The following is a 12284-nucleotide window of genomic DNA, read 5'->3' as shown; positions in this document are numbered from 1 at the left end:
TTATGGTACAAGTCCAGGCTGGGAGTGGGATTTTGACGGTGATGGGGGGACAGATTCAATCGAACAAAATCCAACTCATTCTTACTCAGTGTCTGGAGATTATATAGTAGAGTTAATAGCGGTAGATAGTGACGGTAGTTGCTCGATTCAACAGACTTTGACTACCGGCTCCCCTCTTCCTGAATGGAGGGAAATTTCCCCCACCGGCTTATTGGAAAAATTCTGGGCTTCCATTTTTAGTTTTTTCCAGGCTTAATCTCCCTAATAATTAAAACAAAGCCCGCCCTTTTGGGTGGGCTTTGTTTTCTGAAAGAATAGTAGAACTTACAGAGGCCCGTCCTCTGACAGCTTTATTGTGACGAGTTTTATACTGTAAATGTCTGATTATCGCATACAAACCCTCTTTTAAGATGGTTTTTGACATCTCTAAAAATATTTGCTAAACTTAAATCAGTAAAGTTAATTAATTATGGAATTTTGGTCCACGAATAATATCACGAATCTTCTCACTAATTATCACGAAGACGTTATTAGTGAGTATTTATGTTGAATTAGTGTTCTATTAGTGGTCTTTATTGGTGATTTTATTTAATGAAAAACAGCCAAATTTCTATCTTGAAATATGAATCAATTTGTTCTACTTATTGTAGGGATATTAACCTTGGTCATGGGTTCAGTTTTGGGTTATTATGCCCGGCAGTCCATCGCCAGAAAACAAGCAGGCACTTTAGAGGAAAGACTCCAGAAAAAAATTGCTAAAACCAGAGATGAGGCTCAATCAATCTTAACCGAAGCTAAGGAAAAAGCCTCCCGGTTTTTAGGAAAAACTAGAAGAGATTTCGAGGAAAGACAGAAAGGATTATTAAGATCTGAACAGCTATCATTGAAGAGAGAAACCAGTTTAGACAATAAATTTTCTCTTTTGGAAGAAAAAGAGAAAGAATTTGAACAGAAAGTCAAAAAATTAAAACAGATAAAGGAAAATCTGGACGATCTCAAGGAAAAAACCCTAAAAAAACTGGAAAATGTTTCGAAGCTTTCCAAAGAAGAAGCCAAAAAAGAACTGTTTCAAAATTTAGAAGAAGAGTATCAAGTAGAGATCCTGGAAAGAATGCGAAAATTAGAAAAAGAGGGGACAGAAAAATTCCAAGAAAAAGCAAAAGAAATATTAGCCACAACTATCCAAAGATGCACTATCTCTCAAACCCAGGAATTAACTACTACTACAGTTTCTCTTCCTTCTGATGAAATCAAAGGGAGGATCATTGGCAAGGAAGGCAGAAATATCAAGACCTTGGAGAGATTAACCGGAGTAGAGATTATTGTTGACGATACCCCGGAAGCAGTAGTAATTTCAGGCTTTGATCCAATTCGCCGCCAGATTGCGAAAATAGCTTTGGAAAAATTAATTTCTGACGGCAGAATCCAGCCGGCCAGAATAGAAGAACAGGTTCAGAAAGCAGAAACAGAGATTAGCAAAAAAATAAAAGAGGCTGGCGAACAAGCACTTTATGAGGTAGGTATTGCTAGCCTTCCTCCCCAAATTATTAAGCTTTTGGGAAGATTAAATTTTAGAACGAGTTTTGGCCAAAATGTCCTTTTACACTCAATTGAAGTCTCCCACTTAGCTGCAACTTTAGCTTCAGAATTGGGAGCTGATCCTATAATTGCCAAGAAAGCAGGTCTCCTTCACGATATTGGCAAGGCAATAGACCACCAGATCCAGGGTTCCCATGTAGATATTGGGATTAAAGTCTTAGAAAAATTTGAAATGGAGAAAGAAGTCATTACAGCCATGAAGGCCCATCATGAAGAATATCCTTACGAAACTTTAGAATCAGTAATTGTTCAGGTGGCTGACCAAATTTCAGGAGCAAGACCTGGGGCCAGAAAAGATACGGTTGAGAACTATCTGAACAGATTGGCTGACCTGGAAGCAACAGCTCTGGCCTTTCCTGGAATTGAAAAAGCCTGGGCCCTGCAAGCCGGTAGAGAAATAAGAATTTTTGTTAAGCCGGAAGAGATTGACGATCTTGCAGCCAAAAAATTGGCCCACGAAATTGCAGAAAAAGTACAGTCAGAATTAAGATATCCAGGTGAAATTAAAATCAATGTAATTAGAGAAACCCGGGTGGTTGAATACGCCAAATAACCATGTTTAACGTCGAGTGTTAAATATAGTTAAATGCGAAAAAATTGAAAATTAGAAAACGGCTCGTTAGAGCCGTTTTCTATTAAAAGCGGGTAAGGGGAGTCGAACCCCTGTCATGGCCTTGGAAGGGCCAGGTAATACCACTATACGATACCCGCACCGGAATTCTCAGTCGTAATTCCCGGACTTCCCGCCCCGCACTAAAAATCAACTTTCGGGATGCCGAGATTTCTCACCCCGCACCAATTTCGCCATCTATTCAGTAACGACACACGGTGGACGAATAGCCCAGTCCGCCGAAGGCGGACCACACTATTCGTGTAATATGTGTCTCAAAAGCTTAATTCCGCTTCTCTTAATTATTTAAACTAAAGTGTAGCTTGAAAAGGCAAAATTGGTGCGGGGCGGGCTCGGGCCAAGCGCTCCTTCACCCGCCTAAATTTCGGGGCACTGGGAGTCGAACCCAGAATCTTACGCTCCCAAAGCGCAAATGTTAGCCATTACACCATGCCCCGTTCATAATCTTTATATCAACTTATTCCCTTTCGGTCAATTTATGATATGATATAATAAAATTATGGATTTCAAGAAAATTCTTACCCTCCCAAATTTCTTAAAGAAAAACTTAGGAGGACTTAAACAACTCAACATCTTTAAACAAAGTCGGAAATATGGCATTCCCCCTTGGCAATATCCTCAATTTATTTTCTTAGTCATGGGGATCATTACCATTGCGATCATTCTGACCGCCTATGCTGTTGGCATTCAGTTTGTTGAGGAACCGGAAATTGTAATTCTAGTCGTCCTTGTCCTCTCGGCACTTTTATTAATTGTTACCTTCACTATTACCCAAAGTTTTGAGAGGTTGGCTGAGGCTAGTCGTTTAAAATCAGAATTTGTCAGTATTGTCTCTCATCAGCTCAGATCTCCTCTTTCCAATTTGAGATGGACAATTGAGCTTTTAATGTCGGGAAGATTGGGAACAATTGAAGAACCTCAACTGGAATACTTCCGAATCTTAAAAGAAAACAGTGCTCGAATGGGAGAATTAGTCAAAGATCTTCTAATTGTTTCCCGAATTGAGCAAGGCAGGCTCCCTTCCCAGAAAGTAGAAGTTTCCTTGGTTGATTCGGTTAAAAATTTAATTTCTAATCTTAAACCTTTTGCCAAAGCTTCTAACGTAGAGATACAATTAGACATCGAAGAAAATTTACCAAAAATTTTCATTGACCCTTCTCAACTAAAATTAATTATTGAGAATCTTATAGATAATGCTATTCGTTATGTAAAAGACAAAGGAACGGTTGAGATCAATCTTAAAAGACGGGAAAACAATATCTATTTTGAGGTAAAAGACAATGGAGTGGGAATTCCTGTCCGGGACAAAAAATACATTTTCCAAAAATTTTTTAGAGCTCGAAATATTTTAAGATACAGAACCCAAGGCACGGGATTAGGCCTCTATATTACCAAATCAATTATTGATCAAGCGGGAGGCAAAATGGGTTTCAAATCAAAAGAGGGTAAAGGAACCACCTTCTGGTTTACCCTCCCAGTAAAATAAATTGTTAAACTGTTAAATTGCTAAATTGTTATATTGAGACATTTAAAATCAATTTAACAATGAAACAATGAAACAATGTAGCAATGAAGCGTATTCTATTTATCGAAGATGAATCAGCCCTTCAAAAAACTTTGGGCGAGATTTTAAAACAAGAGGGCTACCAAATGATCTCGGCCTTAGACGGAGAAGTCGGATTAGAATTAGCTAAAAATCAAAAGCCCGACTTAATTCTGTTAGACCTAATCTTACCCAAGCTTCATGGTTTTGAGGTACTTCAACAATTAGCTAAAGATCATCAAACTAAACAAATTCCAGTTATTGTTTTGACTAATTTGGAAGACATGGAAGATATTGAAAAAGCTCTTGAATTGGGAGCTACTACGTATTTAGTAAAGGAAAATTACAGTTTAGAAGAAATAGTAAAAAAAATTAAGAAAATCCTCGACGAATAAGAAACGGAGCTCAAAGAATTATGTTTTTTTTATTTACTATTTTCTGTTTATTGAACAATGAAAATTGAACCAAAACGGTTAAAAGCCTTTCTCTTGGATTCGGGTTTAGTGACCGAAGCTAAATTTAGTCAGGCTCAAAAAAAGGCTCAAAAAACTAACCAAAAAGTTGGCGACGTTTTGGTTTCTGAGGGAACAATCACTCAGGAAGAATTAATAAAGCTTGAAGCTTATATTTTAGGTATCCCTTTCATCAATTTAGAAAAAGAGAAGGTTTCACCAGAAATTTTAAAAATTATTCCTGAGCCAATTGCTAAATCTCATAATATCGTTGCTTTCAGAAAAAAGGAACAAAACTTAGAAGTGGCTATGCTTGATCCAGAAGATTTAAGAACTATTGAGTTTATTAGAAAAAAATCTAATTTAAAAATATTGCCACGATTAACTACTCCGGAAGGCATCAAAAATGTTTTATCTCAATATCAAAAGACTTTAGAGGCTGAATTTGGAGAAATTATTAAAAGAGAAACAAAGGGAATTAAATCAATTAAAGAAAGAAAGGTAGTTGAAGAAAAAGCCGAACTCCTAAAAGCGGCTGAAGAATTACCAATAATTCGAATTGTCGAAACTCTGTTAAAACACGCGATTTTGCAAAGAGCTTCTGATATTCATATTGAACCAACAGAAAAAGAAGTAATCGTCCGTTATAGAATTGATGGAATCTTAAGAGACGCTATGACCTTGCCAAAAGTTGTACGATCTGGGATTGTGGCCAGAATTAAAGTTCTTTCCAATTTAAAGCTCGATGAACATCGTTTGCCCCAAGACGGAAGATTTAAGGCCGAAACAGAAGATTATAAATATTCTATTAGGGTTTCGATTTTACCGGTCTTTAACGGTGAAAAAATTGTGATGAGATTATTGTCTGAAACTGCCAAGGCTTTCACCTTAGAGGGATTGGGCTTACGGGGAGAAGCTTTGGAAAAAATTCAAGATAATTTAAGAAAACCGGTCGGAATGATATTGGTCACGGGGCCCACGGGCTCTGGAAAAACAACTACTCTTTACTCAATGTTAGAAATTCTCAATACTCCTGATGTAAATATTGCTACTATTGAAGATCCGATTGAATACCGAATGCCCAGAATCAATCAAACTCAGGTCAACCCTAAAATCGGGCTTACTTTCGCTTCCGGCCTGCGGGCTTTGGTCAGACAAGATCCAGACATTTTAATGATCGGAGAAATTCGAGATAAAGAAACAGCTTCGTTGGCAATCAATGCTGCCTTAACGGGTCATTTGGTTTTATCTACCATCCACACCAATACAGCAGCTGGCGCCATCCCCCGCCTAATTGATATGGGGGCTGAACCCTTTCTGATTTCTTCAACTTTAAATGTTATTTTAGCCCAAAGATTGGTCAGAAAATTATGCCCAGAAAAGTTAAAATATAAACTTGGAAAGACAGAGATTAAAAATTTAGAAAAAAATTGCGATTTAAATAGAATTTTAGAAATTATCAAAAAAGAGAAAATTGTTAAGAAGAAAGATGATTGGCCCAATATTGAATTCTACCGTCCAAAACCCTCAAAGAACTGCCCAGAAGGATATAAAGGAAGAATTGGAATTTATGAAGTCTTGCTGGCCACTGAATCAATTAAAGAGCTTATTATCAGAAGAACAAGTGCCGACAAAATTCAAGAACAGGCCCAAAAAGAAGGCATGAGAACAATGGTTGAAGATGGATTTTTAAAGACCTCCCAGGGAATCACTTCAATTGAGGAAGTTTTAAGGGTAATCATTTCCTGATAACTATTTTTTAATAATTATTTTTTCATTTGCCTCAATATTTTTATACCGCAAAATCTTTTAAAGGAGAGATCGAGACAGGAACTCTAGAAGCTGGAACCAAAAAAGAGCTGTCAAAAATCCTTCACCAAGAAGGATATGTTTTGATTAGAGCCGAAGCCGAACTTGAAATTAAGGATAAAAAAAATAAATTTGAAATATCTCTGTCTTTTTTTGGGAAGGTTTCTCTGACCGAAAAAATGATGTTTACCAGAAATCTTCGGGTAATGGTTTCGGCCGGCGTTTCTCTTCCTCGAAGTTTGTCAATTTTATCAACTCAAAGTAAAAATCCAAAATTCAAAAAAGCTCTTGCTGAAATTTTAGAAGCAGTAAATAAGGGAAAAAGCTTGTCTGAAAGCTTAAAAAAATATCCTGAAATTTTCTCTGAGCTTTTTGTCAGTATGATTAAAGCTGGAGAGGAATCCGGCACTCTGGAAAATGTTCTAAAAAATTTGGCTTACCAAATGGAAAAAGAGCACGACTTAAGATCAAAGATAATAGGGGCAATGGTTTATCCTGCCGTAATTATTTTTGCCATGGTAGGTATTGGAGTCTTGATGCTTATTATGGTTATACCTAAACTAGCAGAAACTTTTAGAGAGCTAGAGATTGATCTTCCTCTTACTACTCGTTTTGTAATTGGTCTTGGAGAATTTTTAGCTACAAAATGGTATTTATTCTTAATTATAGTTTTTGTTTTATTTTTTCTTCTTAAAAACGCTTTGAAAACAAAGAGAGGAAAAAAGATTTTGGATAGTATAACCTTAAAAATTCCTATTATTTCTCCGATCATTAAAAAGACCAATTCAGCTCAAACTTTGAGAACCCTAAGTTCTCTTATTGTCTCTGGTATTCCTCTTGTTAGAGCCTTAAGGATTGTTTCTGGATCTTTAGGGAATATTTATTTTAAAGAAGCAATGATCAGTGCGATAGAAAAGATTCAGAAAGGAGAAAAACTTTCTTTGGCTTTAACGCCCTATCAAGATCTTTATCCTCCGATGGTTATTCAGATGATTGAGATCGGGGAAGAAACAGGCCAGACGTCAGAAATCTTAGCCAAGTTGGCTGATTTTTATGAAGAAGAAGTAACGAATCATACCAAAAACCTTTCGGCAATAATGGAACCATTATTAATGCTTCTAGTTGGTGGAGCAGTTGGTTTTTTTGCCATCTCAATGATTCAACCTATGTACAGCATGTTGGGAGCAATACAATAAAAGCTTTAAGGATAAATATTTCTTGGCTTTAATGATGAAAAGTTTTACTTTAATTGAAGTATTGGTAATTATTGGAATTATGGTTATTCTGATGGTTTTGGCTCTCCCTGCTTATCGTTCCTTCCAAAATGAATTAGATCTAAATAATTCCACCGAAGAAATTATTAATACTTTAAGAATAGCTCAAAATAAGACCTTGGCCTCTGAAGGAGCCAGCCAGTACGGAGTCTATTTCGATCAAACTACTTCTCCTCATCAGTACACCTTATTTAAAGGAAATGATTATGCCTCAAGAAACAGCTCATTTGATAAAATTCATAAATTGCCAAAATCCGTTGAAATATCCGATATAAGTTTAAATGGAGGCGAGTCAGAAATAATTTTCGATCGAATTTCAGGAACAACTTCTCAATTCGGATCTCTAATTATAAGACTGAAAGATAATCCAACAAAAACAAAGACCGTCTATATTGAAAACTCTGGCCAAGTTGGACTAACAAGTCCCTCTACTCCTTCTGATGCAGCAAGAATAAAAGATTCTCGCCACGTTCATTTTGATTTGGGATGGAGTATTCAAAGTGCAACCTTGTTAAAGTTTTATTTTCCCGATATTCCTCAGACAGAACAAGTTGATATGGCTGATTATTTCAATGCTGATAAAACAGAATTTGATTGGGCAGGAATATTTATTGTCGATGGGATTGATCAAACATTCCAAGTTCATACCCACTCTCTTGATACTTTTAATCTTTGTATCCATCGTGATCGTAATCAAGGGAGAACTAACCAAGAAGTCATAATCTATATCGTAGAGGGCGGAGTAGATAAGGAGATTGCTCACTATTTAGCTGACGTCAATGATTCGGTAACCGAAGGGCCATATGGAGGAACCAAAGAAATACAATAAAACTTTAATCTATGTCAACAACCATCAATAATCAAAAAGGAATTTCTGTAATAGAAATTTTAGTAGCTATTGCTGTTTTGTTAATATCCTTTATCGGAATTTTTGGTATATTGGTTTTTTCTCTAAAAACTTCTCATTCAATTAAAGAAACTACTCTGGCTAATTTCTTAGCCCAAGAAACAATCGAGGCTGTTCGCAATTTTAGAGATGGAACTACGTGGAACGTGGACGGACTTGGAACTTTAACTACCGAAGTTGCTTACCACCAAGAACAAATCGGGGACACCCCCCCACAGTGGACATTGGCTTTAGGAGAAGAAATAATCAATGGATTTTTACGTAAGGTTATTTTTGAAAGTGTAGACAGGGATGCTAACGATAACATTGTCGAGAGCGGAGGAACAGATGATCCCGAAACAAGGAAAATAACAGTAACTGTTTCTTGGCAAGATAAAAATGTAGAGATTACTACTTATCTTACCAATTGGCGATGATAATAATGAACCGTAGCCAACAAAAAAGTTTTACGCTAATAGAAGTTTTGGTTTATATTGCTATTTTGGCAACCGTGATTGTTGTTATTTTTTCTTTTTTAATTTGGGCGATCGAAATCAATATAAAAACACGGGTCATGAGAGAAACTTTAGACAATGCCAGAAGAGTTATGGAAGTAATAGTTTACGAAGTCAAAGAAGCAGAAAATATTTATGAACCGACTAGTATCTTTAATGCTCATCCCGGCCAACTTTCTCTAAAAACAAGCAATCATTTACCAACCGGAGAAAACTCAACTTATATAGATTTTTATATCTGCGGTACTCATCTTTGTTTTAAAAAAGAGTCGCAAGATCCTATTGTTTTAACCTCAGAAAGAGTAGAAATCACAAACTTGGTGTTTCGCCAAATTATTACAAATCAAATTCCTTCGGTTCAGATTGATTTGATAATCAATTATAAGGATTCAAGTGGTCGAACAGAATATCAGGCTTCAGTTAATTTAAAATCAGCCGCCTCTCTTCGGCAATATCAACAATGAATCAATTAACTCGTCAAGAAGGTTTTGCTGCCCTATTTTTTACCATTATAATTCTGGCTCTAATTTTTGCCATTGGAATAAGCGTTGCCATTCTAACTCTAGGGCAACAAATAATTTCTGCCAATATTACCAAATCAAACCAAGCTTATTATGCAGCTGAAGCTGGAATAGAAGACAGTCTTTTAAGAATTCAGAAAGGCAAGCTTTATGTTGCTGACAATACTTTGAGTATTAATGGAGCAAGTGCGGATATTAATATTTCTGGTAGCCCAACTCAAAAAACAGTCACTTCTCAGGGTAATCTTAATAATATTTTACGGACTATAACTACTGTACTCAAACTTAATACAACCACCCCTGCTTTTTATTACGGTGCTCAGATTGGCGAAGGAGGACTAAAAATGGAAAATAATAGTCGGATTGAGGGTATTGGTGGCGTGATTGGCAATGTTTACTCTAATGGCAACATTGATGGTGATCCTGGTGCCACAATCACTGGCGATGTTTTTGTAGCTTCGGGCACGGATCTTAACCAGCAGTGGGCCGTTTGTAACAATGACCAAGTTTTTGGTCAAAGTTCACCAGTATTAGATTTAGCTCAAAGCTTCAAAACCAACAAAACCGAACGCTTAGTTCAAGTCAGCCTTTATCTGGAAAAAAACGGGAATCCAAAGAATCGGACTCTTAGAATTCTAACTGACGATAACGGTTCACCCAGTACAACAGTTTTAACGTCCGCCACTTTAGATGCTTCTAAAGTAACTGACACTTATGGCTGGATTAATGTCGCCATTCCTAACCCTCCTCTTTTAACCGCCAATACTTTTTATTGGTTAATAGTAGATACAAAAGCCGATAGTAATAAATACTGGATTTGGTGTAAGGATCAAAATGAAGGATATGGTAATGGGGTGGCTAAATATAGTCCTGATTGGAACGATGATAATCCAAGTTGGACTCAAATAACCGGTGACCTCAATATCAAAATTTGGCTTGGGGGTATTATTACCTCTATTGAGGAAGTAAGAATTTATGGGAATGCTTATGCCAATACTATTTTAAATAGCGAGATACAGGGCGATGCTTATTATCAATTCATTGATCAAAGTTCGCTTGACTGGTTAAATAATTATTCTGGAAGCCCGGGTACTGCTCATCCTGATTCTCCAGATCCGGCGGTCGGTGACATGCCCGTTTCCGATGCTAACATTCAGGAATGGAAAGATGAAGCTGGATGCGGCCAACAACCTCCTACCCCCCCCTGTCTTATCGAAGGCGATTATAGTCCACCTCCTGGCACTTCAAGTTTGGGCCCAGTAACAATCACCGGCAATCTTAATTTAACCAATCGCCAGCTTTTAGAGATTACGGGTACAGTTTATGTTCAAGGCAATATTGATATTGAAGGTGGTGCCAGTCTTGAGTCGGGTATGAAATGCTCTACCTCTTATGAAGAACTGAGTTGTATTGTAATTTCTGATGGTTGGATTCATGTTAAAAACAATAAAATTTTTCAAGGGTCTGGGCAGCCTGGAAGCTATCTTATGCTTTTAACGACATCTGATTGTCAGGGAGAAGAAACATCGACCTGCACCCATCATAATGCGGCAATGGATATACATAATAACGCAACCGGGGCCATATTTTATGCGACAGATGGTCTGATTTATCTTCATAATGGAGTAATTATCTCTGAAATAGTTGGTTATAAAGTTCAATTAAAGGAAAATGCAATGATCCAGTATGAACAAGGGTTAGTTGACGCTCAATTTTCAGCTGGACCCGGAGCAGCCTGGGAGGTTCAACGCTGGCAGGAAACTGAATAAATAACCTCTAGTTTTTAGGTTCTTAGTTGAATATTAAAATGCTAGAATGTAATAGATAGCTAAAGTTAATCAAGAATGTTAGAATTTCTTACTTTAAAACCAGAGGCGTTTGGTTTAGATGTATCTGACTCCTCTTTGAAGATAGTTAAGCTAAAGAAGAAGGACAAATTTTTATCTTTGGCTTCTTTTGGAGAAACGGAAATTACTCCAGGAATAATCAAAAAAGGAGAGATACAAGACGAAGAAGCTTTAATTGAAATGATTAAAAAAGCTTTGATTGAGGTGAAAGGAGAAAAGATAAAAACAAATTATGTAGTAGCCTCTCTGCCGGAAGAAGAAGCATTTTTAGAAGTCATCCAAATGCCCAAAATGAAAGCTGAAGAGTTAAAAAAAGCTATTTATTTTGAAGCAGAAAATTATATTCCCTTATCAATTGAAGAGGTTTATTTGGACTTCCAGGTCGTCCGGCCGGTTTATAATCATCTTAACCATTCCGATGTTTTAATCGCTGTTCTGCCGAAAAAAACTGTTGCTTCTTATGTTTCTTGTCTTCAAAAAGCGGGCCTTCGGCCTCAGGCCTTAGAGATTGAATCTTTATCTATTGCCCGGGCTTTAATAAAAAATGAGTTTAGTCCTCGTCCGCTTCTATTAATTGATTTTGGCGCCGACAAAACAAGCTTAATGATTTTCTCTGGTTATTCTTTAAGATTTACCCGCGCGATCCCTATTTCTTCTCGGGAATTCGCAAAAGCTATTTCTCGTGGACTAGATATTTCTTTTCGAGAGGCGGAGATGTTGAAGATAAAATTTGGGTTAGAAAAAGAATACCAGTTAAAAATTAAAGATGGCACCGAAAGGAAAATTATCTCAGGCAAAGTGTCAAACATCATAGCTCCTCTTTTAACTAATTTAGTTAAAGAAATAAAGCAATGTCTCGATTATTATCCAACCCATATTCGCCACGAACATTTAGCACCTGATAGTGGGGAAATCAATAAAATTTTGCTTTGTGGAGGAGGAGCCAATCTCAAGGGGTTGCCAGAATTTCTCTCTTTGGCTCTAAAAATGCCGGCAGAATTAGGTAACCCCTGGACAAATATTCTAAAAACTCCTTTAAAGGAAATTCCTGAATTATCTTATAAAAAATCGTTGACTTTTACGACTGCTTTGGGCTTGGCCCTGAGGGGAATAAACATCCACCAATAAAACACTAATTTCCTACGAATACTCACTAATTATTTATTCGTGATAATGCAAACCAGTCGCTCCACTCCTTGTAATTGCT

At 36.9% G+C, this 12284-nt stretch carries 11 protein-coding genes and 2 tRNA genes; 11 read left to right on the top strand and 2 right to left on the bottom strand.

Features of this window, described 5'->3' with window-relative positions:
- Together ENH66_01230 and rny are read left to right on the top strand one after the other, a co-directional pair.
- The coding region (locus ENH66_01230; protein ID HDZ54305.1) for a PKD domain-containing protein at window positions 1-256 on the top strand (256 nt) is incomplete at its 5' end.
- A gap of 366 nt (window positions 257-622) precedes the next feature.
- On the top strand, window positions 623-2152 hold the full coding sequence (gene rny / locus ENH66_01225; protein HDZ54304.1) for a ribonuclease Y: 1530 nt from the start codon (window positions 623-625) through the stop codon (window positions 2150-2152).
- An 87-nt stretch (window positions 2153-2239) separates the two neighbouring features.
- Here the strand turns inward: rny and ENH66_01220 are convergent.
- Both ENH66_01220 and ENH66_01215 read right to left on the bottom strand, forming a co-directional pair.
- Window positions 2240-2310: transfer RNA gene (locus ENH66_01220), tRNA-Gly, on the bottom strand.
- Between the two features lie 284 nt (window positions 2311-2594).
- A tRNA-Pro gene (locus ENH66_01215) sits at window positions 2595-2667 on the bottom strand.
- 62 nt (window positions 2668-2729) lie between these two features.
- On the opposite strand from ENH66_01215, the gene ENH66_01210 reads away from it, so the two are divergent.
- The 9 genes from ENH66_01210 to pilM all read left to right on the top strand — a co-directional run bounded on the left by ENH66_01210 (window position 2730) and on the right by pilM (window position 12205).
- Window positions 2730-3716 carry a HAMP domain-containing histidine kinase gene (locus ENH66_01210; GenBank protein HDZ54303.1) on the top strand — a complete coding sequence of 329 codons (987 nt, stop codon included), beginning with the start codon at window positions 2730-2732 and terminating at the stop codon, window positions 3714-3716.
- 83 nt (window positions 3717-3799) lie between these two features.
- Window positions 3800-4168, top strand: a complete 369-nt coding sequence (locus tag ENH66_01205; GenBank protein ID HDZ54302.1) for a response regulator — start codon at window positions 3800-3802, stop codon at window positions 4166-4168.
- Between the two features lie 57 nt (window positions 4169-4225).
- A complete protein-coding gene (locus ENH66_01200; GenBank protein HDZ54301.1) occupies window positions 4226-5974 on the top strand; it encodes a type II/IV secretion system protein in 1749 nt (582 codons plus the stop codon).
- Between the two features lie 29 nt (window positions 5975-6003).
- Complete coding sequence (locus ENH66_01195) at window positions 6004-7230, top strand: type II secretion system F family protein (protein HDZ54300.1); 1227 nt, start codon at window positions 6004-6006, stop codon at window positions 7228-7230.
- A gap of 31 nt (window positions 7231-7261) precedes the next feature.
- Window positions 7262-8137 (top strand): hypothetical protein, encoded by an 876-nt coding sequence (locus ENH66_01190; protein HDZ54299.1) that lies wholly within the window; start codon window positions 7262-7264, stop codon window positions 8135-8137.
- A gap of 11 nt (window positions 8138-8148) precedes the next feature.
- Window positions 8149-8631, top strand: a complete 483-nt coding sequence (locus ENH66_01185; protein HDZ54298.1) for a hypothetical protein — start codon at window positions 8149-8151, stop codon at window positions 8629-8631.
- The gene (locus ENH66_01180) at window positions 8628-9173 is read left to right on the top strand and encodes a type II secretion system protein (GenBank protein ID HDZ54297.1); all 546 of its coding nucleotides are present in this window, start codon (window positions 8628-8630) and stop codon (window positions 9171-9173) included. The genes ENH66_01185 and ENH66_01180 overlap by 4 nt, the downstream gene beginning before the upstream one ends.
- Complete coding sequence (locus ENH66_01175; protein ID HDZ54296.1) at window positions 9170-10999, top strand: hypothetical protein; 1830 nt, start codon at window positions 9170-9172, stop codon at window positions 10997-10999. The genes ENH66_01180 and ENH66_01175 overlap by 4 nt, the downstream gene beginning before the upstream one ends.
- 75 nt (window positions 11000-11074) lie before the next feature.
- Window positions 11075-12205: a type IV pilus assembly protein PilM gene (pilM, locus tag ENH66_01170; GenBank protein ID HDZ54295.1), complete on the top strand. Its 1131-nt coding sequence runs from the start codon at window positions 11075-11077 to the stop codon at window positions 12203-12205.
- Window positions 12206-12284 lie beyond the last annotated feature (79 nt).

The sequence above is a fragment of the Candidatus Nealsonbacteria bacterium genome (assembly GCA_011050465.1).
In the GTDB taxonomy this organism is placed as follows: domain Bacteria; phylum Patescibacteriota; class Minisyncoccia; order Minisyncoccales; family RBG-13-36-15; genus RBG-13-36-15.
This window is presented reverse-complemented; position numbering and strand designations above follow the sequence as displayed.

What these genes read in the sequence shown, in the direction of transcription:
- ENH66_01180 (HDZ54297.1), top strand. Translation starts at nt 8,628, where the DNA reads ATGATAATAATGAACCGTAGCCAACAAAAAAGTTTTACGCTAATAGAA.
- ENH66_01210 (HDZ54303.1), top strand. Translation starts at nt 2,730, where the DNA reads ATGGATTTCAAGAAAATTCTTACCCTCCCAAATTTCTTAAAGAAAAAC.
- ENH66_01190 (HDZ54299.1), top strand. Translation starts at nt 7,262, where the DNA reads ATGATGAAAAGTTTTACTTTAATTGAAGTATTGGTAATTATTGGAATT.
- ENH66_01200 (HDZ54301.1), top strand. Translation starts at nt 4,226, where the DNA reads ATGAAAATTGAACCAAAACGGTTAAAAGCCTTTCTCTTGGATTCGGGT.
- ENH66_01175 (HDZ54296.1), top strand. Translation starts at nt 9,170, where the DNA reads ATGAATCAATTAACTCGTCAAGAAGGTTTTGCTGCCCTATTTTTTACC.
- ENH66_01185 (HDZ54298.1), top strand. Translation starts at nt 8,149, where the DNA reads ATGTCAACAACCATCAATAATCAAAAAGGAATTTCTGTAATAGAAATT.
- pilM (HDZ54295.1), top strand. Translation starts at nt 11,075, where the DNA reads ATGTTAGAATTTCTTACTTTAAAACCAGAGGCGTTTGGTTTAGATGTA.
- ENH66_01205 (HDZ54302.1), top strand. Translation starts at nt 3,800, where the DNA reads ATGAAGCGTATTCTATTTATCGAAGATGAATCAGCCCTTCAAAAAACT.
- rny (HDZ54304.1), top strand. Translation starts at nt 623, where the DNA reads ATGAATCAATTTGTTCTACTTATTGTAGGGATATTAACCTTGGTCATG.